Raw genomic sequence first — 23,458 nt, 5'->3', positions numbered from 1 at the left:
ATGCTAACCGGTCAGAAGAGGACCAAAACCTGAACAGAGCTAACTTATAAACACGGACTCTCAGGGGAGCAGGTCAACAACAAATAGGCAGCGAACACCCACCTGACGTCCGCTTTCAAGGAGCTGCACTGCCGCGTAGAGATGGATGACCAAGGTCGGCTCTGGGCCGCGAGCTGCCTTCATTCAAGGCAACACACCTTTCAAGCTCAGGCTGCTGTTACCAAGATCAAAGGACCCGATCGCGGACCAATCGCCAGACCTCCACACGCCGGTGATATGGTCAAAAATAGCACACGGTATCGAGCTGTTCCGTAGCAACCCGACTCGCTCCAATGCAAAACGTTTCGACGTTGCATCCCACACAGGGTAAATCGCTGCGACAGGTTTGACAAAAGGACCGTCCACAAGCGGCGAGCGGCAGATCGATATCGGTATGAGCAATGCCGACAAGGCACTGGCACGAAACAGCAGGTTGCGAATGGCAAAGAACGGCGCGGGAAGCGCCATGTTCAATTCAGCTTCCAGAGGCACCCCGTTTTGGGCAGCGGGTGACGGCCTTGGCACCAGATGTACCTGCCCGTTCAGCATGTCAAACCGCTGTTTGCCTGGCACAAAATCCCACCAGCTCAAAAAACTCTCTATATCAAAGAACGTCGGCAAATCCTGCCCGCTCAGAGGGAGGTCGTTCCAGCCCGTGCGGCGCGCAACCGGAAAGCGTTCGCATAAATCGGTGATGGCAATCTGATGCCCGCCAACGGCCACGGTTGTATTGGTCATTTGGTATCGAAACCCAGAGCCGAGCTTGCGCGCAACAAGAGCCACGCCCGCGTCCGACCTCAAATGAATGACCTGCGCTGCCCCAGCCACTTCACGCGCTGTCATCACGTCTTCGGTCAGTGCAAGTTCGGGATTGTCCGGAGGGACGAGGCAGATAAGAGCCCGCCTGCCCTGCTCATCGATGATCTCGGCACGAGGTGCGAAGCGGGTTCCAGCCCGGCGCGCAACGATCGGGTCATCGCAAATCGTGAGATTTGTCTCAGACAGGGAAAGAGATTGTTCAACCATGACAGCGCCCTTTCGCCGCGATTATGCAGCAAAGGTGGTTCTGGCACACCAAATTATCCCTGGCCAAAAGCCCAAGAGATTGAGATCGGACAGGCTGACAGGAATTGGAACCACGAAAGCGACGTTTCGAGAGACAAATCAGACCTATGTGTCCAAAAACACAAAACTATCTGTCATCTCACATTTTGATTTTGGCGGACCGAGGAGGATTCGAACCCCCGACCCCCTGATTCGTAGTCAGGTACTCTATCCAGCTGAGCTATCGGTCCGCGTTTGGGCGGTTTAGTCCTGTGCCCGCGCCAATGCAAGGGGGTATCTGGCCAAAACCGTGCGCGCGCTCAAATACCGTCGCCCTTGGGCAGGCGGATCGAAAACACTGTTCCGGAGGGTCCTGTCCGGTCCAACTCCAGCGCCCCCCCATGGCCGCGGATCAGCTCGGATGCAATGGCAAGGCCAAGGCCGGTGCCGCCTTTGCTCACCCCACCCTGGAAAGGCGTGAACAGATGCTCTTGCGCCTTGGGTGGCAGGCCGGGGCCAGTGTCGGCGATCTCGATCCACCAATTGTCGGCGTCCTCGTAAGCCGAGACGTTGATTTCGCCTGCCTTATTCGTCGCGATGATCGCCTGACGCGCATTGCGCACGAGGTTGGACACCACGCGAAACAGTTGTTCGGGGTCTGCGCGCAGGGTGAACAGCGGCGGGATGTTTTCGCTGAGCGACAGGTCATGCTCGCCCACTGCCAGTCGTTCACTGTCCAGCACGTCAGCCACCAGATCATCCAGCGTCACCACCATGAGTGAGGGGCTGGGTTCTTCGGCCTTGCCAAAGGCGAGCGTGCTTTCGCACAGGTTCACCGCGCGCGTGATTGAGCCTACCAGTTTGGGAGCCATGCGCGCCACCAGCGGGTCTTCGGACATCTCAATCCGGTCGGTGAATAGTTGAGCCGAAGTGAGAATATTGCGCAAATCATGGCTGATCTTGGACACAGCCCCCCCGAGTTGGGCCAGCCGGTCCTTTTGGCGCAAGGCCGAGATCAGCTCGGTCTGCATCGAGCGCAACGCTTCTTCGGCCTCGCGCAGTTCGGTCACGCCTGCGGTCGGAATAATGATACGCCGCGCATCCTCGGGTGAGGCGGCGTAACGTTGCATATGACCAACGACGCCACGGATTGGTTTCACCAGGATGGCGCGCACTGCAATAAACAGCAAAAAGGCGGTAAAGATCGAAATGACCGCCGACAAGACCAGAATACGCACGCCATAGTCGAGCATAGCAGCGCGCAAAGGTGCCGTTTCCATAGTAATTTCGATCAGCAACCCTGCTTGCCGGGTGGGCGCACCGATCACCCGGATTACCTTGTTTTCAGGATCAAGCAGACGCAGCATTGCATCGCGGATCAACACCGGTGCGGTGCCATCGCGCAGATCAAAGGTCGCATCGATAGCTTGCGGCATCGGAGTCGACAGCATCAATTGGCGCACCTCGTCGCGGCGCAGCACCACGTTGAAGACGCCTGCGTTCTCAAGCAGCTCTTCCTCCAACTCACTGTCGATCATGTCGTCGGCCAGCAGCGCAAGCGAGGCGATCTGCGCCCGCTCAAGCCGGTTCTGCAAAAACTCTTCACGGAACCGGGCGATTGAGGGCACGAAGATCATGATTTCCGCCAACATCACGAAAATCGTCGTGAGGATCAGAAAGCGGCCAGAGAGTGAATTCAACATGCGCGTATGTGGTCAGGGAATGAAGCGTTGCACAAGCCCTACCACCCGCTTGACCAGATCACTTTCGAACAAGCGGGGGCTGAAATAGGCCCCGGCAGCGCGTTTGTTGACCTCACCAATGGTCGGGTACGGAGCAACCATGGCCGCCACCTGGCTCATCTTCATCTTGTTGGCCAGCACAAGCGCCCAGAGGTTGATCAATTCGCCCGCCTGATGCCCCGCGATGGAGGCACCGACGGGACGTCCCTTGACCACCATGACCTTGATCAGCCCCTTGGTCTTGCGCTCGGCGATGGCCCGGTCGTTGTGTTCATAGTGAAAGCGCACCACCTCAAGCTTGTCGCCGTGGGTTTTACGCGCCTGCGCTTCGGTCAGTCCCACCTGCGCCAGTTCCGGGTCTGTGTAAGTCGCCCACGGGATGTGGCTGGTCTTGGTCTTCGAGGGCAACCCAAACAGCATGGATCGAATGATGACCCCCGCATGATAGCCCGCCACATGGGTGAATTGCAGTCCACCGGCCGCATCCCCGATGGCATAGACGCGGCGATTGGTGGTCTTCATGGCGTTATCGACCTTGACTCCTGTTTTCGTCGTCTCGATCCCGGCGGCATCGAGGTTCAGCTTGTCGGTGTTCGTCTTGCGCCCGACGGCCACCAGCAGATGCGAGCCGGCAAAGCTGCGCCCGTCCTTGGTGTGTACCGTGACGGCCACCTCCCCGCCTTCGATCTTGGAGGCCAGCGCATCTTCGGCGATTTCGATCCCTTCTGCGCGCAGGTTTTCAAGCACCACCTTGGCCAGTTCCGGGTCGTCCTTGCCAAGCGCCTTGTCCCCTTCGATCACCGTCACTTTGGATCCCAAGCGGACATGGGCCTGCGCCATCTCCATCCCAATCGGGCCGCCGCCGATGATCAGCAGGTGGTCGGGCCGTTCCCGCAGCTCCCATAGAGTTTCATTGGTCAGGTATGGCACCGTGTCCATGCCTTCGATTGGGGGCACAAGCGGGCTGGACCCCGTCGCGATCACGATGCGTCGCGCGGTGATGACCGTATCGCCCGCCTGCACTTCGGTGTCTGAAATGAAGCGCCCGAATTCGCGGATCACCTCGACCCCAAACCCCTCAAAACGTTCCTGACTGTCGACCGGTTCAATCTGGGCAATGACGCCCTGAACATGGTCCTTGGCTGCGGCATAGTCGATTTGCGGGGCCACCTCGGCCACGCCGTAGACTGCGCTGTGGGACTGAGCATGCGCCGCCTTGCCGCTTGCAATGAGCGCCTTGGAGGGCACACAGCCGTAGTTCAGGCAATCCCCGCCCATCTTGTGTCCTTCGAGCAGGACAACCTTGGCCCCCATTTGGGCCGCGCCTGCGGCCACGGACAAGCCACCTGATCCGGCCCCGATGATCAGGATATCGGTCTTTATACGCTTCATGAAACTTACAGGCCCTTTTTGCCGCGCACGGTCTTGAGGATGATGGGAAGGGCGGCGAGCGCACACAGACCCAAGATAGGCAGCAGGATCGCAGGTTCAAAGATGATGCCCAGATCAGGCGTGTCGCCCCGGTCAAACACCTCACCCAGACCCGCACCGACAGAGGTGAACACAACCGCACCCGGAATGATGCCCAGAAACGTCGTTACTGCAAAACGGAACAAAGGCACACCCAACAAGGCCGGGATCAGGTTGGCCGCAAAGAACGGCACCGCAGGCACAAGCCGGATCAGAAACAGCATGGACCACTGGTTTTCGTCGATGCCATCCTTGATCTTTTTCTGCAGACCACTGCTGGAATCCATCTTTTTGGCCAGTTTGTCGCCAAGGCCCAGGCGGGCGGCGGAAAAGATGGCGATGGCCCCCAATGTGGCCGCAACAACATTGAACAGCGCACCGGGGAAGGTAGCGAACAGGAAACCGCCCGTGAGCGTCATCACAGAGGCACCAGGCAACGAAAACGCCACCACGAGGAAATAGGCGGCCACGAATGCCAGCACCGTCAGCACAAAGTTCTCATCCCGAAACGCCAAAAGCGCCTCGCGATTGTCCGCAAGGGTCTGAAAGTTAAGGTAATCGCGCAGTGTAAAGGCACCAATCGCCGCAACAAGTGCGATCACGATCAAGGGCAGGCGGCGTGCAAATCCGCCGGTTGTTGGTTGGCTGGTATCGGACACATCCGTCCCCTTTTCGTCATTATCCATTGCTGAGGTGCCCCTTCATTGGCCCTCTTCTGACCTGAATGTGCGGACGCGGCACCCCGAAAAACAGGAAAGTCACGGGCGATTGATCATTATTTGTCGAAAACGTGCGAAATCAGGGCTCAATGCGCGTGCTTGAAACATATCATCAGACGCCGGCGCGAATTTGTTGCAGTATCACCATTTTTCGCCTCGCCGGGGTTTGACTTGCCCCCCTGCCCCCTTTAGAGGACGGGCTTCGAATACTGCCATTGCCCCGAATCCGCGTGGCTTGGCCAATTGACCCGGAGTGATTGCGATGAAACGCACATACCAACCCTCGAACCTCGTGCGCAAACGCCGCCACGGTTTTCGCGCGCGCATGGCGACCAAAGCTGGCCGCAAGATCCTGAACGCACGCCGCGCCCGTGGCCGGAAGTCGTTGAGCGCGTAACCGCGCCCTCAGGCATGTTTATCACATGACCCCGCCGAAGGTCTCTTTGTCCGACACACCCGTCGGAAAAGATGCGCCATCGGCGGGGCCATTTCGTTTGTGCACCCTCAAGGCGCGTTCGGAGTTTCTTCGCGCTGCCCGCGCCCGTCGTGTGGCAATGCCCGGATTTATCCTGCAAGTGCACACGCGCGAGACAGGCGATCATATCGGCATTGGCTATACCTGCTCCAAAAAGGTCGGCAACGCTGTGGCCCGCAACCGCGCCAAGCGGCGCTTGCGCGAAATTGCCCGCCTCGTGCTGCCCCATCACGGTACCCCCGGCACCGACTATGTCCTGATCGGGCGCGCCGAGGTCACCGCCACCCGCCCCTTTGAGGACATGCTCGCTGATCTGCGCACCGCACTTGAGCGTGCGCCATGACCCCGCTCGCCTTTATCGCCTCAGTGCCCGTGCGCGCCTATCGGTTGATATTTTCGCCGTGGGTCGGGTTCAATTGCCGCTACCAACCCACCTGCAGCGCCTATGCGCTCGATGCACTGAAAAAGCATGGTGGGATCAAAGGATCGTGGATGGCCGCCCGACGCATCGCGCGCTGTCATCCATGGGGTGGTGATGGGTATGACCCTGTGCCAGAGCGCCCCGAACGGGACGATCCCTGATCACTGCTTTTCAAAGGTGACGATCACGTCGCCAATGTGGACCGCTGCCCCTTCATATAGGCCCGGTTCAGCACACGTGTCTCCGAGAGCATCCACATCCAGTCATCAAAGGTGACCCGCAGCGTGCCGTCCGGCATCGGCAAGTCAATGGTATAGCGCCAGTTGAACGTACCGCCTCGCTGTTGCCCCGTCGCTGTCCCGATCACACCCGGCGCGGTCCCGTCCCGGGTGTCCTCGCCGGTTTTGTTAAGCGCCCAGATGCGTTGTTCGGTGCTGTTGTCCTCATAGACGAAATCCTCAACCAGCGTCAGGGCTGCCCATCCCATGTTCCGTTGATCTCGACGTCAAAGCGACAGCGTACCGTTCCGAACACGTCCGGAAAATGCCCATAGGCCACGACCCGTCCGTCAAAGAACTCTTCAAGGTTCAGTTTCCGCTCGGACAGGGCGGGGTCGTCCAGCGTCCGCTTGCCTGCGCAGGCGGCGACACATGCCAGCGCCAATACCATCAATACGCACATCATGTCGCTGTCCACTTGTTAAACTGGATACGCGCCGCGCCCCCCTTTTGGTTCGCCAAGGCCGTGGTATAGGCTGAATGAAACCCATCGCCCAAGGACGCACCCCATGCTTGATGACAGCGACGATATTCACCCGCTTTTTGCCGGGGCACCGCGCACGACCGAGTTCAAAAAGCTGCGCAAACGTGTCGTGCGCCAAACCCGCGAAGCGATCGAGCAATACGGGATGATTGAGGCCACGGACCCCGACGCACCCCGCCCCAAATGGCTAGTCTGCCTGTCAGGGGGCAAGGACAGCTACACCCTGCTGGCCGTGCTCTACGAACTGCGGTGGCGCGGCTTGTTGCCGGTCGATCTGCTGGCCTGCAACCTCGATCAGGGGCAACCGGGCTTTCCCGCAACCGTACTGCCTGCGTTTTTGGAGCGGATGCAGGTGCCCCACCGGATCGAGTATCAGGACACCTATTCCATCGTTGTCGACAAAGTGCCCGAGGGGCGCACGTTTTGCGCGCTGTGTTCGCGGCTGAGGCGGGGCAACCTCTACCGGTTGGCGCGCGAAGAGGGGTGTTCGGCTGTGGTGCTGGGCCATCACCGCGACGATATCCTCGAAACGTTCTTCATGAACCTGTTTCACGGCGGGCGTCTGGCGACCATGCCGCCAAAGCTGGTGAACGAAGAGGGGGATTTGTTTGTCTATCGCCCGCTGGCGCATGTGGCCGAAGCCGATTGCGACCGATTTGCGCAGGCCATGGCCTATCCGATCATCCCCTGTGATCTGTGCGGCAGCCAGGATGGGCTGCAACGCCAGCAGGTGAAACAAATCCTCGACGGGTGGGAAACCAACAGCCCCGGCCGCCGACAGGTGATGTTTCGCGCGCTGATGAATGCGCGGCCATCGCATCTTCTGGATCCGAAGCTATTTGATTTCCAAGGACTTATGCGAAAGTCTGATCAATTTGAGGAAATTTCTGGGGATATTCCGGTGCTGCGTTAAGACCGGGCTTACCAAGCGTGACTAGACCCTAGGGACCTGCTGTGGGATGGCAGGTGATGCGTGAAGGGATCTAATATGCGTTTTCGGGTGCCGACCTCTTTTTCCGAGTTGCGCCAACGGTGGGCCGCGGCACTTTCGGGGCCGCAAATGCTGGCATTCGTTCCCGCGCTGACGCTTGCGGGGTTTTGGTTCGGGGGCGAAGTGGCGCTGGTTGCCATTGCCTGTGCGCTGCCTGCAATCTGGCTGATGCAGGGTGGCGTTGATGGTGTGGTTGCCCGGCGCGTGGCGCACGTCACGTCCTCTTCGGGCGTGGTGTCTCCTGACACATTTTTGACCAAGGTCCAAAGCATGCGACAGAACGCACGCGGCGCAGATCGCAACAGCGCCATTTTGGCAATCGAACTGGACGAGTACTCGCTCCTGACGAACCGGTTTGAACCGGGTGCCCTCGACAAGGTTCTCAAGACGATCAGCAACCGAATTGCGGCGGCATCGCGCGATTCTGACATCATCAGTCGCATTGGCGATTGTCGATTTGCCATTTGTTTGGGGCCGGTCCAGCATCTTGATCTGGAAAGCTGCATTCAACTCAGCGGACGTTTGCAGCAAGCCATTGAAGAACCGATTTCGCTGGACGGCACATCGATCTATACGTCGGCGTCCATCGGGTTCTGTCTGCTCAGCCGCGCGCCGGGCACAGATGGTCAGGACTGGATCAACGGCGGCGTGGCCGCGCTGCAAGAGGCGCAGCGCCGGGGGCCTGCATCCGTCCGCGCTTATTCGGTCGAGCTGCATTCGCGCCTCAAACATCGCGCCGATTTACGCGACGAAGTGGCGACCGCTCTTGAGCGTGGTCATATTCAACCCTGGTTTCAACCCCAAATCTCGACCGATACTGGCAAGGTGACAGGATTTGAGGCGCTGGCCCGCTGGATACATCCAGACCGGGGCGCGATCTCTCCTGCCGAGTTTTTGCCTGCAATCGAAGATGCGGGCCTGCTCGAGCGGCTGGCAGAGGTGATGATCTATCACACGTTCACGGCCATCAAGGCTTGGGACTCCGCTGGCCTTCACGTGCCGCATGTGGGTGTGAATTTCAGCGGATCGGAACTGGGCAACCCGCGGCTTGTGGACAAGGTTCAGTGGGAATTGGACCGCTTCGATCTGACACCTGATCGGCTAGCCGTTGAAATCCTGGAAACCGTTGTGACGGACACATCCGACGACACCATCACCCGCAACATCAACGCGCTGACCGCCCTTGGCTGCCGGGTCGATCTGGATGACTTTGGAACGGGTCATGCCTCCATCGCGTCCATCCGTCGGTTTGGAGTGGGACGGATCAAGATCGACCGCTCGTTCGTGATGAAGGCGGACCGCGACCCAGAACAGCAACGCATGATCAGTGCGGTTCTGACCATGGCCGAACGGCTTGGGGTCGAAACCCTCGCCGAAGGGGTAGAAACGGTGGGTGAGCATGCGCTGTTGGCGCAACTGGGATGTGACTACGTCCAAGGCTTTGGAATCGCGCGTCCGATGCCGTTTGAAAAAACACTGGATTGGGTCCGCACGCACGAGGCCAAGCTGCAAGACGCGCCAGCCATTCCACTGCGGCGCACGAATTAGTCCGACACAAGTCTCTCACCACCATCGCGACGCCGGTGTTTTGACGGCGCAGCTGAGTGGCGCATGGGCCCTGTTATCCCTTGAATGAGGGCGAATCCGCTTGACGTTTGTGTCCGCACTCTGTTGAACCCGACCAATCTTTCTTACAGCGGGTGGCGGTCTTCCATGGACGATCAAAACAAGAACCTCATTCTTGCAACTGCGTTGAGTTTCATTGTGATCCTCGTCTGGTTTGTGCTGTTCCCACCACCAGAGCCTGACACGCCGCTTGATGCCACGACCACGGTCGATGCAACGGCGAGCACAGGCGACATTGCCGTGCCGGCCCCTCAATCCGATGCGACCGGTGCGACCGCGCCGGAAGCGACCGCATCCGAAACCGCTGACGCACCCCGGATCGCCATCGAAACAGCGCGGTTGAGCGGTTCGATTTCCCTGCTCGGCGGACGCATCGATGACCTGCGCCTGAAAGACTACCGCGCAAGCCTAGATGAAGACGCCGACATCGTGACCATGTTGTCACCTGTCGGGTCTGATGCCGCCTATTATGCACTGCATGGCTGGGCTCCTGGCACGGGCCTTGAGGCCGCTGGTGTGCCAGACCCGAACACCCTGTGGAACGTTGAGGGCAACGACACGCTCAGCGTCGGGAACGAGGTGACCTTGCAATGGTCGAACGCCACCGGGCAAACGTTCAAACGCGTGATCAGCGTCGACGAAAACTACATGTTCGATGTCACGCAAAGTGTGACGAACACCGCTGACACAGCCGTGCGCGCCGCGCCCTATGGTATGATCACACGGCATGGCACGCCGACCGATCTGAAAAACTTCTTTATCCTGCACGAAGGTGCCGTCGCCATGGCCAATGGGGAATTGGCCGAAACCGACTGGGATGACATCCCAGAGGCCGAGGTTGACCCGGCCTGGGGTCGCCCCGCCATCGTGACACGCGACGTCACCGAAGGCTGGATCGGGTTTTCAGACCACTACTGGCAGTCGATCCTGATCCCCACGGGCGTCGCCAGCTTTGAACAGGCGCTGACCTATGCGCCGCGCACGGACGTGTTTCGCGCCATCACCCGCCTGCCCGCGCAAGACATCGCGCCAGGCGCAACCGTCAGCGTCACAACCCAGCTCTTCGCGGGCGCGAAAGAATGGGAGGCGATCCGCGACTATCAGGACGATGGGGTCGAGGGCTTTGTCGACAGCATCGACTGGGGTTGGTTCTTTTTCCTGACCAAACCGATTTTCTGGCTGCTGCACGAGATCAACGTGCTGATCGGCAACATGGGTTGGTCGATCATTGGCCTCACCCTGATCATCAAGGCGATCCTGTTCCCGCTGGCCTACAAATCCTACGTGTCCATGGCGAAGATGAAAGAGCTTCAGCCGCAGATGGAAAAGCTGAAAGAGGCCGCGGGCGACGACAAGCAAAAGATGCAGCAAGGCATGATGGAGCTGTACAAGAAGGAAAAGGTGAACCCGGCTGCGGGCTGTCTGCCGATCCTTCTGCAAATCCCGATCTTCTTCTCGCTCTACAAGGTGATTTTTGTCACCATCGAATTGCGCCATGCGCCGTTTTTCGGACCCTTCCAGGACCTCAGCGCGCCTGATCCGACGACCATCCTGAACCTGTTTGGCCTGCTGCCCGTTGAGGCACCCGATCCGAACTCGATCATGGCGCTGATCTTTATCGGTATTCTGCCGCTGCTTTTGGGCATCTCGATGTGGCTGCAACAAAAGCTGAACCCAGCCCCCACCGATCCGACACAGCAGATGATCTTTGCGTGGATGCCGTGGGTTTTCATGTTCATGCTCGGCAGTTTTGCCAGCGGGCTTGTCGTCTACTGGATCGCCAACAACACCATCACATTCACACAGCAGTATCTGATCATGCGCAGCCAGGGCTACAAACCTGATCTGATGGGCAACATCAAATCCAGCTTCAAGAAGCGCACGCAGACGGACAGCAAGTGATGCAGGTCACGACCCTGTGGCGTCATCCAATCAAAAGCCACGGACGCGAACAGATTGACAGTGTGGCACTTGTCGCCGGGCAGTCCATGCCATGGGATCGGGTCTGGGCCGTCGCGCATGAGGCGGCCAAGGCCGAACCCGGTGTCTGGGCGCAATGCGCCCACTTCAGCCGCGTGTCCAAAGCACCCGGGCTGATGGCCATCACTGCCAAGCTCAATGAGGCGACTGGCAAGCTGACCCTGTCACATCCTGATCGCCCCGACCTGACCTTTGATCCTGAAGCCGAACCGGGTGCCCTGATCGGGTGGAGCGCACCGCTTGTCCCGCAGGACCGCGCCCTGCCGAGCCACATCATGCGGCTGGATGGGCGGGGCTATACCGACAGCGATTTCCCGTCCGTGACCCTGTGCAACCTTGCCTCGCACCGGGCCGTCGAACAGCAGATGGGCCAGGACCTTTCCATCCATCGCTGGCGCGGCAACATCTGGTTTGACAGCGACGCCCCATGGATTGAGTTTGACTGGATGGACCGCGATATTCAGGTGGGCGAGGCTATCCTGCGCCCGCGGGAACGTACCGACCGTTGCTTGGCGACGACCACGAATCCGGACACCGGACGGCGGGATGCCGACACGCTCAAGGCGCTCGACAGTTTTGGACATCAGGATTTCTCGGTCCGTTGCGAGGTGGTCCGGGGTGGCACGGTGCGCGCAACCGACAAGGTGATGCCGCTATGACCTCCCTGCCGTTCCCAATCGCCGACGCCCCCGATCCACAGACGGAAGAACGCGGGCGGCTTTTGTTTGCGGGTGAGACCGAATTCGTCAAAGGTGTCGTCGCAATGTCCGGCCTGCCACCTGCTGACCGGATGGAGGTCTGTTTTGCGGGTCGTTCCAACGTCGGAAAGTCTAGCCTGATCAATGCCTTGACCGGACGCAAAGGGCTGGCGCGCGCCTCAAACACGCCCGGCCGCACGCAAGAGATCAACTTTTTCACCGCCGCTGACAGCCACTATCTGGTGGATTTACCCGGCTATGGCTATGCGAACGCACCCCTGCCGGTGGTGGCGAAATGGCAAAAACTGCTCAAGCAATATCTGTCGGGGCGTCAAACGCTGCGCCGTGCCTTTGTGCTGATCGATGCGCGGCACGGGGTGAAAAAAGTGGACGAGGAAATCCTCAGCCTGCTCGACAGTGCCGCTGTCACGTTCCAGTGCGTGTTGACCAAGGCGGACAAGGTCAAAGCCGCAGACCGCGACGCGGTGCTGGCCCAGACCCGCGCCGCCCTCGCCAACCACCCCGCTGCTTTCCCCGAGATCGTCCTGACCTCCAGCGAAAAGTGCGACGGCATCGCGACCTTGCGCGCCATCATCGCAACGCTCGAATAACGCGGCGCATGACGACATGGCTTGCGTGCGGCTCGGCAATTCCCGATAACCGCGCAAAGCCAAAGGCCGCCACAAGATGAAGACCCAAGAGATGAACCGCGACTGGATCGCCACCGCCCGCACCCTGTCCCAAGCGCTGCCCTACATGCAGCGCTATTCGGGCGCGACCGTGGTGATCAAACTGGGCGGGCACGCGATGGGCAGCGACGAGGGCATGGCGAGCTTTGCCAATGACGTTGTGCTGATGCGTCAGGTGGGCGTGAACCCGGTGATCGTGCATGGCGGCGGGCCAATGATCAACGAGATGCTCGAGCGGCTCGATATCGCGTCCGAGTTCGTGAATGGCAAACGCGTTACGGATGCGGCCACAATGGATGTGGTCGAGATGGTCCTGTCTGGCCGCGTGAACAAACGGATCGTACAGGCGATCAACCGGGCCGGGGGGCGGGCTGTGGGCCTGTCTGGCAAAGACGCCAACCTGATGACCTGTGATCAGACGGACCCGCAATTGGGTCTGGTCGGCACGCCCGCGCAGATGGACCCGTCGATCCTCAAGACCTTGTTCGAGACGTCCATGATCCCGGTGATTGCCCCCCTTGGGGCGGGCCGGAATGGCGAGACATTCAACATCAACGGCGACACGGCGGCAGGTGCCATCGCGAGCGCGCTGAAGGCGGACCGCCTGTTGCTGCTGACCGATGTGTCCGGCGTCAAGAACGCGGCGGGCGAGGTTGTGACCGAAATCACCGCCGACCAGATCCGCACCATGACCGAGGACGGCACCATCGCGGGCGGCATGATCCCCAAGACCGAAACCGCGCTGGATGCCATCGCAAGCGGCGTGCGTGCGGTCGTGATCCTTGATGGGCGCGCGCCCAACGCCTGCCTGCTGGAATTGTTTACCGACCACGGTGCCGGGTCGATCATCCGCCCGCGCTGACACGCAAATGTGTCCCTGCGCCGCATTGCCGGTCGGGCGTTGTGCAGTAGATATGGCCCATGGAAAACGAAGCACTCATTCGCCTTGTGGTCTTTCTGGGCCTGTTCTCGCTCTTTGCTGCTGTTGAAACGCTGGCCCCGCGCCGCATACGCACCCAACAGCGCAGCAAGCGGTGGATGACCAATTGGGGCATCACCATCGCCAATACGGTGCTGCTGCGGTTGATGGCTGTGGGTCTGCCTTTGCTCGCGGTCGGCGCGGCGGCGGACGCGCAGATGCAGGGCTGGGGCTTGTTCAACGCCATTGACCTGCCGTTGTGGATCGAGGTGATCGCTGCGATCCTCATCCTCGATTTCGCGATCTGGGCGCAACACCTGATCACGCACAAAGTCCCGATCCTGTGGCGGTTGCACCGCGTGCATCATGCGGACGTTGATATGGATGTGACGACCGCCATCCGCTTTCATCCGGTCGAGATTGGGTTGTCGATGCTGCTGAAGATCGGCCTCGTCTACCTGCTTGGCCCCGCCGCCATCGCGGTGATCCTGTTCGAGATCATCCTGAACGGCACCGCCATGTTCAACCACGCCAATATTCGACTGCCGCTCGCAGTGGACGCCGTCGTGCGCCGCGTTCTCGTGACACCGGACATGCACCGCGTGCACCACTCGGTGCATCGTCATGAACATGATAGCAATTACGGGTTCTCACTGTCGATCTGGGATCAGATGTTTGGCACCTACATCGCGCAACCCGCTGCCGGACATGACGAGATGGAGGTAGGTCTTGAATGGCAAGATGACCGCCCGGCCCGGTTCGGCTGGTCGATGAGCCTGCCTTTCGCACGCAAATGATACTGCACGCCATCGCTGACGACGTGGGCCCTCATGGCATGTTTGTCATGGGGCATGACGCGGACCGGGTGCTGGTCGGGGCGGATGCAACCTTTTGGCAGGCCTTCACCGCTGCACCGGAATACCACGACGGCAAGGCGGACCCGATTGACCGCTATTCAAAGCGGGTGATCGAACCATTGGCCGCGCGCGTGCAGGCGCAGGCCGTCTTTCCCTCTGATGGGCCGCCTTACGCACCGTTTATCAAGTGGGCAATCGGCACCGGGCGTTTCTGGCAAAGCCCGACTGGAATGATGGTGCATGACACCGCAGGTCTGATGATTTCGATCCGGGGGGCGCTGATCTTTGACGCAGCGCTCAAACCTGCTCCAGCGCAGCCTTCTCCTTGCGAGGCCTGTACGGATCACCCGTGTGTTGCTGCCTGCCCCGTCAACGCGCTCAGCGACATGCACGCCTACGATGTGCCGACCTGTAAGGCGTATCTTGATACGCCACCCGGGGCCGACTGCATGAAATTGGGTTGCCGCGCGCGGCGGGCCTGCCCGATCAGCCAGACGTTCGACCGGGCAGACGCGCAAAGCGCATTCCACATGAAGGCATTTCGCGGCTGATCAGCTGATAATCAGCGTATCTGCCTCGTTCTTGCCCAGCATCAGACCCTTCACACCATCCGCGTCCAGTGCAATGCCACTGTCCGTCATCATGTTACGATTCCATGGCAACGCATCAATGACCGCTTGCATCTTGGTGTCATAGGTCTCGCGCCAGTCCGGGTTGTCATCCGCGCCCATCTTGTGTGAACGAAAGAACATGCGATGGTGAAATTCGATGGAAAACACATAGTCAGGCTGCGCCATCAAGTCCTTGAGCGAGGGGATCAACTCGTATTCGCCGCCCTCGATATCCATCTTCACGAACACCTTCTTGGCGTCACCGCAAAACTCCGTCACGACATCCTGAAGGCGTCGCGTCTGCACCGTCCATTGCGTCGGGCGATTGGCAAACAACGCGCTCGACATCGAGTCGCCCCCTTCACCTGAGGAGTTGATTGAAATCGGCTCACCCGAGGCATGGATGCCCTCATCAAATATCTTGATCCGGTCGGCCCAGTCCGCGTCTTTGTTCAGCTTGAGATTGGCCTTCAATTCCTTGAATGCGCTGCGGTCTGGCTCGAAGGCCAGGCACAGCTTGGCCAGTTGCGCCCCGTAAAAGGCAGTCGACCCGATCCAAGCGCCGAAATCGATCACGAGCGTTTCCTGGTCAATGTACCGGTCAAAGGTCTGGTATGTCTCGGGTTCCCAGTTTCCGCGCAAAACACGACGCCAAAAGCGGTCATAGCGCCCTTGGTGCACGTTGAAAGTCCGGCCTTTGACCGAGATCTGGTGGTGTTCCACGCACTGCTCCTGCTCAGATTATTTACGGGGACGGTCGACCATAACGTTTGACCTGACAAGGCTTTCTTGGTCGATCACAAAAAAAGGGCACCCCGCATATACGCGATGCCCCAATGGCGTGTGCCCGTAAGGCGGAGGTGTCGTCCGCCCAACCTCTCAATCAGTGTCCAAGGATCTGGCTGAGGAACAGCTGTGTCCGTGGGCTTTTCGGGTTGTTAAAGAACTCTTCGGGCTCGTTCTGTTCAACGATCTGCCCTTCATCCATAAAGATCACGCGGTTGGCGACCTGACGGGCAAAGCCCATCTCGTGAGTGACGCACAGCATGGTCATGCCCTCTTCGGCAAGCTCGACCATGGTGTCGAGCACTTCCTTGATCATCTCGGGGTCAAGGGCGGACGTCGGTTCGTCGAACAGCATGATGCGCGGGCGCATGCACAAGCTGCGCGCGATGGCGACCCGCTGCTGCTGCCCACCCGACAACTGACCGGGATACTTGTCGGCCTGATCCGGGATCTTCACCTTTTCGAGGAAGTGCATCGCGATTTCCTCGGCCTCTTTCTTGGGCGTCTTGCGCACCCAGATCGGGGCCAGCGTGCAGTTCTCAAGGATCGACAGGTGCGGGAACAGGTTGAAGTGCTGGAAACACATGCCCACTTCCGACCGGATCTTGTCGATGTTCTTGAGGTCCGAGGAAAGCACGGTGCCATCGACGGTGATCTTGCCCTGCTGGTGTTCCTCGAGCGCGTTGATGCAGCGGATCAGCGTGGATTTGCCGGACCCTGATGGCCCTGCGATCACGATCCGCTCGCCCTGATAGACGGTCAGGTCGATGTCACGCAGCACATGGAACGAGCCGTACCACTTGTTCATGTTCTCGATCGACACAGCGACCTGCGAGGACACGTTGGGAGCCACATGCGGCAGATCGCCGGCATCGGGGGTGTTGGTGGTCATATCAGTCATGTCATCCACTCCTTATCAGCGGTGATCGGTCGCGAGTTGGCGTTCGAGCCACTGCGAATATTGTGAGATGCCGTAGCAAACGACGAAAAACAGCGTGATGGCAAAGGCCCAGAGTTCCCAATAGACGCCATTCCAATCGGTCGAGGCGAGGATGGGGCCACGGATCATCCCCACAAGGTCGAACATCGAAATGACCGACACGAGGGTAGTGTCCTTAAACAGCCCAACGGCCACGTTCACGATGCCGGGGATCGAGATTTTGAGCGCCTGAGGCAGAATGATCAGCCGCATCGCTTGCGCATAATCCAGACCCAGTGAGTCCGCCGCTTCATATTGCCCCCGTGGCAAGGCCGCCAAGCCCCCCCGGATCACCTCGGCGATATAGGCCGCCGAGAACATCGTGATCATGATGATCACCCGCAGGATCAGGTCGAAATTCGTGCCCGGCGGAAAGAAGAACGCCAGGATCACGTTTGCCACGAACAGCAGGGTGATCAGCGGCACACCGCGGATGAATTCGATGAAGATCACGCAAATCCATTTGATGATGGGCATGTTCGACTGACGACCCAGTGCCAGCGCGATCCCAATGGGCAGCGACAGCGAAACGCAGACGACCCCAAGGATCATGTTGAGCATGAAGCCCCCCATGTCACGACTTGGCACCGCGGCCAGGAACGTCTCGTCGGGCGTGATTGCGGAGACAACGATGCCGCCAAGCCACCATGTGACGACGGCAGCCGCCAAGCCACCAAAGAAGCCGGCCGCGAACGATCCTGCGACCAAGCGGCTGTAGACCACATAACCCACTACGAACCCGACCATCGCGAGGATCGGCGTATAGATCGTGCCCCCCCAGATCAGGTAGAACGCGAGGAACGGGTAGATCGCGGTAAAGGCCAGCATCCCCTTGGGTAGTTTCTGAAACAGAACTGGTGCCGCCGCGACGAACAGCAACGCAAAGGCCAGCGTCGGCCGCCAGTATTGCGAGCGTTCATAGCCTGTGCCGAAGACCAACTGGTTCCATCGCTCCGTCAGAACCGAGAAACAGCCCCCCGTCGCGCCTTCGAGGACTTCGCGGCATTCACGGATGTTGCTTGTGTTCCAGACACCGTTCAGCGCCCAGGGCAAAAAGCCCGACAAGATCAGGTAGATGCAGTAGATCGCCGCGAGCGTCAGGATCGTGTAGGGGATGTTCGAGAACAGGTTGTCCTTCGTCCATTTAACCGGTCCTGCCGCCGTCGAAGGGGGCGGTTGCTGAGGCAGTTGCGTTTCGCGCACGTATGCGACGGAGTGTGCGTGTGTATCAGACATCTCAACGCTCCTTCAGGCTGACGGAGTTGTTGTAGACGTTCATCACCGCCGAAATCAGCAAGCTGATCGTCAGATAGAACAGCATGAGCAGCAGGATACATTCAATCGCGCGCCCTGTCTGGTTCAGGGTGATGCCGCCCAGTGTCGCGGTGATATCCTCGTATCCCACCGCAATCGCCAGCGACGAGTTCTTGGTGATATTGAGGAATTGCGAAATCAGTGGCGGGATGATGACCCGCAGCGCCTGTGGCAGCACGACCAGGTTCATCACCCGGTTGGGGCGTAGCCCGAGCGACGCCGCCGCCTCGGTTTGTCCCTTGCTGACCGCCTGAATACCGGCGCGCACGTTTTCGGCGATGAAGGCCCCTGTATAGATCGACAAGGCCAGCCAAAGCGCGATCAGGGGGCGTCCGATCTGGGTCCCTCCCTGAAAGTTGAAGCCTTGCAGCGCTGGCACATCGACTCCGATGGGACGGCCCATGATGAAATAGGCCAGCAGTGTCGGGATAAAGAACAGCGCCAGTGATGGCAGGAACGTGGGCAGGTCGCGCCCATGATCGTAAAGCTGTTTGATCGCATAGCGGCGGTACATGAAGATACCGAGGATCGATGCGAGGAACACCAGAACCACGACCATTGACCCGGGCCCGAATGTGGGGGCCGGAATATAGACGCCGCGGTTGGTATAGGCGATCAGCCCGAACAGCATCTCGGTGTCCGGTGTTTCGCCCCGATAGGCCCGCGGGGACGGCATGGTGATCACGATGGTGTTGATCACGAGGATCCAGATCAGCACGGGCACATTGCGGAACGCTTCGACATAGGCCGACATCAGCTTGGCCACGAGCCAGTTTTTCGACAGACGCAGCACGCCAGCCGTCACGCCGAGAATTGTGGCTGTGACACAGGCCAGAAAGGCAACCAGCAGCGTGTTCAGAATGCCAACCCAAGCCGCCTGAAGGTGCGACGACTGGCTGGTATACTCCACCATCGTCTGCGCAATACCGTACCCGGCCGGTTCATCGAGGAACTGATAGGAAATGTTGAGGCCCTGCGCCGCCAGGTTCGAGAACAGGTTGCTCATCAGATAGCCCATGGCCCCGATCAGCAAAACAAGCGCGATGAATTGGAAGGTGTAGCCTCTGTACCGTGTGTCGTTAAGCAACATCGACAGGCGGAACGATCCCTGTGGAGGGTCGGTGATGGTTGACATCGTGGTGGTCCCCGTGGTTCCGGCCTTGATTTTTGTCGCACATAGGCGCGGGGCCGGTGTTCAGTTGTTGTCTGCACTTCGGGCATGGCTGCCGCTGTTTTCAGCGATCTTGTGCCCTGATGCGCAAGGGGCGCAGGTTTGACCCTGCGCCCCCTGGCTGGTTGATTTAGCGGAAGGGCGGCGAGTAGATCAGGCCACCATCGGTCCACTGAGCGTTCAGGCCACGGGCCAGACCGATCGGAGTGGATTCACCGATGTTCTTCTCGAAGATCTCGCCGTAGTTGCCCGAGACCGCGATCGCGTTCTTGGCCCAATCAGCGGACAGACCCAGCATCTCGCCCAGGGTACCTTCGGTGCCCAGCAGACGGTTGATTTCAGGGTTGCCACCGGCTGCGGATGCCATGTCGGCGATGTTGGCCGATGTGACACCCAGCTCTTCGGCTGTGATCAGTGCGTTCAGTGTCCAGCGGACCACGTCACCCCATTCGTTGTCGCCGTGGCGAACAAGCGGGCCGAGTGGCTCTTTGGAGATGATTTCGGGCAGCAGGACGTGATCGCCTGGTGCTTCGAAAGTCGCACGTGTCGCGGCCAGACCGGAGGCGTCTGTGGTGTAGACGTCGCAGGCACCGGCAAGGTACTGTTGCTGTGCTTCGGCGTTGGTTTCGATTGGAACCGGCTCATAGTTGATGTTGTTGGAGCGGAAGAAGTCCGCCAGGTTCAACTCGGTTGTTGTGCCGGTCTGGATGCAGACGGTTGCCCCGTCGAGATCCTTGGCCGACGAAACGCCCAGCTCTTTTGGAACCATGAAGCCTTGGCCGTCATAGTAGTTGACGCCCACGAAAGTGAACTTGAGGTCCACATCGCGCGAGAATGTCCATGTGGTGTTACGGGCCAGCATGTCGATTTCGCCCGAGGCCAACGCGGTGAAACGCGTTTTGCCGGTTGTAGGCACGAATTCGACAGCAGACGCGTCACCCAGCACAGCCGCAGCAACGGCGCGGCAGACGGCGACGTCAAAACCATTCCATTCACCGTTGGCGTCTGGTGCGGCAAAGCCGACCAGGCCGGTGGTCACGCCGCAGTTCAGTTTGCCGCGTGCTTTCACATCATCAAGGGTGCCAGCAGCCGCTACACCGGCAGCAACGCCGGCGACGGTCAGCGCGCCAAAGAATACGGATTTTTTCATTAGTTACCTCTTCCTGATTTTCCGCCATATTTTGGCGGTTCGACCGGCGCGAGGTGAGTGTTCACCCACGCCGAAGGAGCCCCGGAGGGGTTTGTCCCCTGCCAGTGGGCGGCACTTTGGCCGGATTCATCGCAAAACGTCAAGGGTCGCTTCACCAAAACCGATGCGAAACCGCGCAGGATTTAGGCACCCGGTCGATGATTGCGCTCACAGCACTCAGGCGACATCAAAGAACGATTTTGCGTGCAAAAACGACTGTTTCTTGATTTCGGCGACCTCTTGGGCCTCCTCATCCTCGCCCCATTGCTCTTGCTGCCATATTTCGTCCACCCGAGAAGCTGCCCAAACCGTAGGCACCGGGTGCAGATCTTGGGCAGCGGCAAGTCCCAACACCAGGGACCCCGACAGGCTGACAAGATCGTGAAAGCCCGCAAGCTGGAAATGCGACAGCGCATGGACCCGATCAGACAGCCGCTTTAGCGCATCTTCGTCTTGTGATTCGTGCATGACCCCCGTGCGCAGATGCAGCCGCGCGCCAAACTTCTCAGCCGCCCAATCCAGATAGGGATCCCATGTCTCTGCCTGCCGCGCGACCAAACCGGCAGGGGCATCGGCGCGGTAGCATAGCAAATCCGCATCCCCGTATGCGGCCAGCATGTCCGCCACTTCGCGATGCTGGATAGCCACCTTGTCGATGGCCGCGTTCGCACTGCGGGTGTAGGGCATGTTCAGCGGGTTGATCTCGTCCTCTTGCGCGTCCCATTCGGCGGCGATTGCTTCAGCCATGCTTTGGGTCGGCAGGATCAGCCCCGCCTTGGCGGGCGTCTTGACCGCGCGTCCATCAAGGTGAACGGTCCAGCCTTGTTCAGTCTCAACCGCTGCTGCATCCGTCCAGAACCGTTTTTGTTTCCATTCGCTCATGGGATGTCGCTCCAAAGAGTGTCGAGAACGCCGTGCAGGTCTTCGAACCGGTCAATGACGGTGTGGGCCGCGCCAAGTTGGCCACGCAGATGATACCCCCAGGCCACCCCAATGCCACGCACGCCTGCTGCGGCCGCCATGTCGAGATCGTAACTGGTATCGCCAATCATCACCGCATGTGTGGCATCCGTTCCCGTCTCGCTCAGCGCGGCATGGATCATCGACGGGTGCGGTTTGGAGGGGTGAAAGTCCGCGACCTGCTGCGTTGCAAATAGGCCTTGCAGTCCATGCGCCTCGATCAGCCCATCAAGGCCGCGTTTGGATTTGCCCGTCGCCACCCCAAGCAGCACATCATCGCGCGCCGCCAGCGCGTCGAGCACAGCGCGCGCACCGGGATATAGCGGTGAGGACGCCGCCCCGTTGGCCCGCCGCAGGTCTGCATAGCTGTCCTTGTAGGCCCGCACCAAACGAGCGTTATCAGCCTCAGGCGCGAGCTTGTGCATCGCCACATCCAAGGACAGGCCCACGATCCCCAGAATATCCGCGCGCACCGGCGGCGTCAGATTCTGATCACCGAACGCCGCGCGCATCGACGCGATGATGTCGGCCTGACTGTCCACCAACGTCCCATCCACATCAAAAATGACGAGCCGCATCAAAGGTCCTCGAACGGGTCTTCGGCGGCCAGATCATCGGTCCACCCGAACGTGTCCCAACTGTGTGCCATGTGGTCTGGCAGCGGGGCGGTCACTGTGATGACCTTGCGGGTGCTGGGTTGTTCAAAGCGCATCATGCGCGCGTGCAGATGCAACTTCTTGCTGATGATCCCGCCCAGTTGCGCGCCCCAGCCATCACCAAGGTTTTCCTGCCCCGACCCACCGTATTTGCCGTCGCCAATGATCGGGTGTCCGATCTCGGCCATATGGGCGCGCAATTGGTGCGTGCGGCCCGTCACCGGCTCCATCGCGACCCACGAGGCGCGGCTGGCAACACGATAGAGCGTCGCATAAAGCGTGTGCGCACGTTTGGCCCCTTTGGTGGTTTCGACATCGCGGGGATGCACCGCGTACATCTTCTCGCCCTCGCCGCCCGCGCCACGCCCCGATGCCTTGACGAGGCCATACTTGATCTCGCCCAGATAGGGGGTCGGCACACCGGCGACCAAAGCCCAGTAGATCTTGCGGGTTTCGCGATGGCGCATCGCCTCGGTCAGCCCCTTGGCAGCGGCCCGCGTGCGCGCCAGCAGCAATACGCCGGAGGTATCCTTGTCGAGCCGATGCACAAGGCGCGGCTTTTCCTCCAGCCCGAACTTCAACGCCTCGGCCAGCCCGTCCACATGCCGCGTTTGCCCCGATCCGCCTTGGGTCGGCAGGCCGGCCGGCTTGTTGATCGCGATGATGTCGTCGTCGCGGTAGATCACGCAGGACTGGATCATCTTGGCATCCGCGTCCGATACGGTGGTGCGCGTCACCACAGGCGCAGGGCGATCCGGCAGCGGTGGAATGCGCACTTGCTGGCCCTCCTCTACACGGGTATTCGATTTCACGCGCCCGCCTTCGACGCGGACCTCGCCCTTGCGGCACATCTTTTCGATCATGCCCTGGCTCACTTGGGGAAAGCGGCGTTTCATCCAGCGGTCAAAGCGTTGATCGCCCTCGCCTTCTTCGACTGTCACGGTTTGAACGCCGCTCATGCGAATACTCCTCGGGCCAGGATCAGGCCCAGTGCCAACGCGCCTACCGACGCGCCCACAGAAATTGCGATATAAAGGGCCGCCTGGCCCATCTGACCCCGTTCAATCAGGGTCATCGTCTCGAGGCTGAAAGCAGAAAATGTGGTGAACCCGCCAAGCAGACCCGTCATCACGAAGGGGCTAAGATGTGTCAGCCCGCGCTGCGCGGCCGCAACCACAAAGACTCCCATCAGGAACGACCCGATCACGTTGACGGTGATGATCGCCAGCGGAAAGTCGGACGGACCAAGCGCGCGCAGCATCGCCACGCCCGCAAGCCAGCGCAACGACGCGCCAATCGCCCCGCCAAGGGCCACAAGAGAGAGGGTTGAAATCATGTGCGGTCTGTCGTCGCTTGGGCG

Annotated in this window: 24 protein-coding genes, 1 tRNA gene and 1 pseudogene; 11 read left to right on the top strand and 15 right to left on the bottom strand. The window is 59.9% G+C overall.

The features are described 5' to 3' along the window. Nucleotides 1–183 precede the first annotated feature (183 nt). The 5 genes from Q0908_RS19150 to Q0908_RS19130 form a co-directional block, all read right to left on the bottom strand. On the bottom strand, nucleotides 184–1,065 hold the full coding sequence (locus Q0908_RS19150) for a hypothetical protein (RefSeq protein WP_299288484.1): 882 nt from the start codon (nucleotides 1,063–1,065) through the stop codon (nucleotides 184–186). Nucleotides 1,066–1,257: 192 nt separating this feature from the next. Beyond that, nucleotides 1,258–1,334: transfer RNA gene (locus Q0908_RS19145), tRNA-Arg, on the bottom strand. 69 nt (nucleotides 1,335–1,403) lie between these two features. Further along, nucleotides 1,404–2,786, bottom strand: a complete 1,383-nt coding sequence (locus Q0908_RS19140) for a HAMP domain-containing sensor histidine kinase (protein WP_299288481.1) — start codon at nucleotides 2,784–2,786, stop codon at nucleotides 1,404–1,406. 12 nt (nucleotides 2,787–2,798) lie between these two features. Beyond that, nucleotides 2,799–4,217, bottom strand: coding sequence for an FAD-dependent oxidoreductase (locus Q0908_RS19135; protein WP_299288478.1), 1,419 nt, complete (start codon nucleotides 4,215–4,217; stop codon nucleotides 2,799–2,801). Nucleotides 4,218–4,222: 5 nt separating this feature from the next. After that, the gene (locus Q0908_RS19130; RefSeq protein ID WP_299288475.1) at nucleotides 4,223–4,981 is read right to left on the bottom strand and encodes a TVP38/TMEM64 family protein; all 759 of its coding nucleotides are present in this window, start codon (nucleotides 4,979–4,981) and stop codon (nucleotides 4,223–4,225) included. Between the two features lie 295 nt (nucleotides 4,982–5,276). On the opposite strand from Q0908_RS19130, the gene rpmH reads away from it, so the two are divergent. The 3 genes from rpmH to yidD are packed head-to-tail and all read left to right on the top strand — an operon-like array spanning nucleotide 5,277 to nucleotide 6,071. Then, nucleotides 5,277–5,411 carry a 50S ribosomal protein L34 gene (rpmH, locus tag Q0908_RS19125; RefSeq protein ID WP_005980833.1) on the top strand — a complete coding sequence of 45 codons (135 nt, stop codon included), beginning with the start codon at nucleotides 5,277–5,279 and terminating at the stop codon, nucleotides 5,409–5,411. Between the two features lie 25 nt (nucleotides 5,412–5,436). Beyond that, entirely contained in the window at nucleotides 5,437–5,832 is a 396-nt protein-coding gene (rnpA, locus tag Q0908_RS19120) for a ribonuclease P protein component (RefSeq protein ID WP_299288472.1), read from the top strand. Then, a complete protein-coding gene (gene yidD, locus Q0908_RS19115; RefSeq protein WP_299288470.1) occupies nucleotides 5,829–6,071 on the top strand; it encodes a membrane protein insertion efficiency factor YidD in 243 nt (80 codons plus the stop codon). The genes rnpA and yidD overlap by 4 nt, the downstream gene beginning before the upstream one ends. Here the strand turns inward: yidD and Q0908_RS19110 are convergent. After that, nucleotides 6,072–6,594 (bottom strand): annotated as a pseudogene (locus Q0908_RS19110) (DUF3833 family protein). It abuts the gene before it with no gap. Nucleotides 6,595–6,697: 103 nt separating this feature from the next. Between Q0908_RS19110 and ttcA the strand changes: the two are divergent. From ttcA to Q0908_RS19070, 8 genes are all read left to right on the top strand, one after another. Continuing rightward, nucleotides 6,698–7,585: a tRNA 2-thiocytidine(32) synthetase TtcA gene (gene ttcA, locus Q0908_RS19105; RefSeq protein WP_299288464.1), complete on the top strand. Its 888-nt coding sequence runs from the start codon at nucleotides 6,698–6,700 to the stop codon at nucleotides 7,583–7,585. A gap of 75 nt (nucleotides 7,586–7,660) precedes the next feature. Continuing rightward, nucleotides 7,661–9,211, top strand: coding sequence for a bifunctional diguanylate cyclase/phosphodiesterase (locus tag Q0908_RS19100; protein ID WP_299288461.1), 1,551 nt, complete (start codon nucleotides 7,661–7,663; stop codon nucleotides 9,209–9,211). A 165-nt stretch (nucleotides 9,212–9,376) separates the two neighbouring features. Next, nucleotides 9,377–11,191 carry a membrane protein insertase YidC gene (gene yidC, locus Q0908_RS19095; RefSeq protein ID WP_299288458.1) on the top strand — a complete coding sequence of 605 codons (1,815 nt, stop codon included), beginning with the start codon at nucleotides 9,377–9,379 and terminating at the stop codon, nucleotides 11,189–11,191. Continuing rightward, nucleotides 11,191–11,928, top strand: a complete 738-nt coding sequence (locus Q0908_RS19090) for an MOSC N-terminal beta barrel domain-containing protein (protein ID WP_299288456.1) — start codon at nucleotides 11,191–11,193, stop codon at nucleotides 11,926–11,928. Before yidC ends, Q0908_RS19090 begins: the two co-directional genes overlap by 1 nt. Then, nucleotides 11,925–12,578: a ribosome biogenesis GTP-binding protein YihA/YsxC gene (gene yihA, locus Q0908_RS19085; RefSeq protein WP_299288453.1), complete on the top strand. Its 654-nt coding sequence runs from the start codon at nucleotides 11,925–11,927 to the stop codon at nucleotides 12,576–12,578. Before Q0908_RS19090 ends, yihA begins: the two co-directional genes overlap by 4 nt. A gap of 76 nt (nucleotides 12,579–12,654) precedes the next feature. Continuing rightward, the gene (gene argB, locus Q0908_RS19080) at nucleotides 12,655–13,518 is read left to right on the top strand and encodes an acetylglutamate kinase (RefSeq protein WP_299288450.1); all 864 of its coding nucleotides are present in this window, start codon (nucleotides 12,655–12,657) and stop codon (nucleotides 13,516–13,518) included. A 59-nt stretch (nucleotides 13,519–13,577) separates the two neighbouring features. Then, nucleotides 13,578–14,372: a sterol desaturase family protein gene (locus Q0908_RS19075; protein ID WP_299288447.1), complete on the top strand. Its 795-nt coding sequence runs from the start codon at nucleotides 13,578–13,580 to the stop codon at nucleotides 14,370–14,372. Next, on the top strand, nucleotides 14,369–14,983 hold the full coding sequence (locus Q0908_RS19070; RefSeq protein ID WP_299288444.1) for a ferredoxin: 615 nt from the start codon (nucleotides 14,369–14,371) through the stop codon (nucleotides 14,981–14,983). Before Q0908_RS19075 ends, Q0908_RS19070 begins: the two co-directional genes overlap by 4 nt. Here Q0908_RS19070 and Q0908_RS19065 read toward each other — a convergent pair whose 3' ends face one another. The 9 genes from Q0908_RS19065 to crcB all read right to left on the bottom strand — a co-directional run bounded on the left by Q0908_RS19065 (nucleotide 14,984) and on the right by crcB (nucleotide 23,434). Beyond that, entirely contained in the window at nucleotides 14,984–15,766 is a 783-nt protein-coding gene (locus tag Q0908_RS19065) for an FkbM family methyltransferase (protein WP_299288441.1), read from the bottom strand. A gap of 160 nt (nucleotides 15,767–15,926) precedes the next feature. Further along, nucleotides 15,927–16,730, bottom strand: a complete 804-nt coding sequence (locus Q0908_RS19060; RefSeq protein ID WP_299288438.1) for an amino acid ABC transporter ATP-binding protein — start codon at nucleotides 16,728–16,730, stop codon at nucleotides 15,927–15,929. Nucleotides 16,731–16,745: 15 nt separating this feature from the next. Continuing rightward, complete coding sequence (locus Q0908_RS19055) at nucleotides 16,746–18,044, bottom strand: amino acid ABC transporter permease (RefSeq protein WP_299288436.1); 1,299 nt, start codon at nucleotides 18,042–18,044, stop codon at nucleotides 16,746–16,748. 1 nt (nucleotide 18,045) lies between these two features. After that, a complete protein-coding gene (locus Q0908_RS19050; protein WP_299288434.1) occupies nucleotides 18,046–19,257 on the bottom strand; it encodes an ABC transporter permease subunit in 1,212 nt (403 codons plus the stop codon). Nucleotides 19,258–19,423: 166 nt separating this feature from the next. Continuing rightward, nucleotides 19,424–20,443, bottom strand: coding sequence for an amino acid ABC transporter substrate-binding protein (locus Q0908_RS19045; protein WP_299288431.1), 1,020 nt, complete (start codon nucleotides 20,441–20,443; stop codon nucleotides 19,424–19,426). 216 nt (nucleotides 20,444–20,659) lie between these two features. Beyond that, on the bottom strand, nucleotides 20,660–21,364 hold the full coding sequence (locus Q0908_RS19040; protein WP_299288428.1) for an ATP12 family protein: 705 nt from the start codon (nucleotides 21,362–21,364) through the stop codon (nucleotides 20,660–20,662). Next, on the bottom strand, nucleotides 21,361–22,020 hold the full coding sequence (locus tag Q0908_RS19035) for an HAD-IA family hydrolase (RefSeq protein WP_299288425.1): 660 nt from the start codon (nucleotides 22,018–22,020) through the stop codon (nucleotides 21,361–21,363). The genes Q0908_RS19040 and Q0908_RS19035 overlap by 4 nt, the downstream gene beginning before the upstream one ends. Next, a complete protein-coding gene (locus tag Q0908_RS19030) occupies nucleotides 22,020–23,057 on the bottom strand; it encodes an RluA family pseudouridine synthase (RefSeq protein ID WP_299288422.1) in 1,038 nt (345 codons plus the stop codon). The genes Q0908_RS19035 and Q0908_RS19030 overlap by 1 nt, the downstream gene beginning before the upstream one ends. Then, complete coding sequence (crcB, locus tag Q0908_RS19025; RefSeq protein ID WP_299288419.1) at nucleotides 23,054–23,434, bottom strand: fluoride efflux transporter CrcB; 381 nt, start codon at nucleotides 23,432–23,434, stop codon at nucleotides 23,054–23,056. The genes Q0908_RS19030 and crcB overlap by 4 nt, the downstream gene beginning before the upstream one ends. Between the last annotated feature and the right edge of the window lie 24 nt (nucleotides 23,435–23,458).

This window comes from uncultured Tateyamaria sp. (assembly GCF_947494755.1).
Classification (GTDB): Bacteria; Pseudomonadota; Alphaproteobacteria; order Rhodobacterales; family Rhodobacteraceae; genus Tateyamaria.
The sequence above is the reverse complement of the archived record's forward strand: the minus strand, read 5'-3'. Positions and strand labels throughout refer to the sequence as shown.

Coding starts and splice junctions, on each gene's coding strand:
- Q0908_RS19040 (WP_299288428.1), bottom strand. CDS start 21,364: ATGAGCGAATGGAAACAAAAACGGTTCTGGACGGATGCAGCAGCGGTT.
- yidC (WP_299288458.1), top strand. CDS start 9,377: ATGGACGATCAAAACAAGAACCTCATTCTTGCAACTGCGTTGAGTTTC.
- Q0908_RS19090 (WP_299288456.1), top strand. CDS start 11,191: ATGCAGGTCACGACCCTGTGGCGTCATCCAATCAAAAGCCACGGACGC.
- Q0908_RS19150 (WP_299288484.1), bottom strand. CDS start 1,065: ATGGTTGAACAATCTCTTTCCCTGTCTGAGACAAATCTCACGATTTGC.
- crcB (WP_299288419.1), bottom strand. CDS start 23,434: ATGATTTCAACCCTCTCTCTTGTGGCCCTTGGCGGGGCGATTGGCGCG.
- Q0908_RS19130 (WP_299288475.1), bottom strand. CDS start 4,981: ATGGATAATGACGAAAAGGGGACGGATGTGTCCGATACCAGCCAACCA.
- Q0908_RS19140 (WP_299288481.1), bottom strand. CDS start 2,786: ATGTTGAATTCACTCTCTGGCCGCTTTCTGATCCTCACGACGATTTTC.
- Q0908_RS19100 (WP_299288461.1), top strand. CDS start 7,661: ATGCGTTTTCGGGTGCCGACCTCTTTTTCCGAGTTGCGCCAACGGTGG.
- argB (WP_299288450.1), top strand. CDS start 12,655: ATGAAGACCCAAGAGATGAACCGCGACTGGATCGCCACCGCCCGCACC.
- Q0908_RS19060 (WP_299288438.1), bottom strand. CDS start 16,730: ATGACTGATATGACCACCAACACCCCCGATGCCGGCGATCTGCCGCAT.
- Q0908_RS19055 (WP_299288436.1), bottom strand. CDS start 18,044: ATGTCTGATACACACGCACACTCCGTCGCATACGTGCGCGAAACGCAA.
- rpmH (WP_005980833.1), top strand. CDS start 5,277: ATGAAACGCACATACCAACCCTCGAACCTCGTGCGCAAACGCCGCCAC.
- Q0908_RS19045 (WP_299288431.1), bottom strand. CDS start 20,443: ATGAAAAAATCCGTATTCTTTGGCGCGCTGACCGTCGCCGGCGTTGCT.
- Q0908_RS19050 (WP_299288434.1), bottom strand. CDS start 19,257: ATGTCAACCATCACCGACCCTCCACAGGGATCGTTCCGCCTGTCGATG.
- yihA (WP_299288453.1), top strand. CDS start 11,925: ATGACCTCCCTGCCGTTCCCAATCGCCGACGCCCCCGATCCACAGACG.
- rnpA (WP_299288472.1), top strand. CDS start 5,437: ATGACCCCGCCGAAGGTCTCTTTGTCCGACACACCCGTCGGAAAAGAT.
- Q0908_RS19075 (WP_299288447.1), top strand. CDS start 13,578: ATGGAAAACGAAGCACTCATTCGCCTTGTGGTCTTTCTGGGCCTGTTC.
- Q0908_RS19030 (WP_299288422.1), bottom strand. CDS start 23,057: ATGAGCGGCGTTCAAACCGTGACAGTCGAAGAAGGCGAGGGCGATCAA.
- Q0908_RS19070 (WP_299288444.1), top strand. CDS start 14,369: ATGATACTGCACGCCATCGCTGACGACGTGGGCCCTCATGGCATGTTT.
- yidD (WP_299288470.1), top strand. CDS start 5,829: ATGACCCCGCTCGCCTTTATCGCCTCAGTGCCCGTGCGCGCCTATCGG.
- Q0908_RS19035 (WP_299288425.1), bottom strand. CDS start 22,020: ATGCGGCTCGTCATTTTTGATGTGGATGGGACGTTGGTGGACAGTCAG.
- Q0908_RS19135 (WP_299288478.1), bottom strand. CDS start 4,217: ATGAAGCGTATAAAGACCGATATCCTGATCATCGGGGCCGGATCAGGT.
- ttcA (WP_299288464.1), top strand. CDS start 6,698: ATGCTTGATGACAGCGACGATATTCACCCGCTTTTTGCCGGGGCACCG.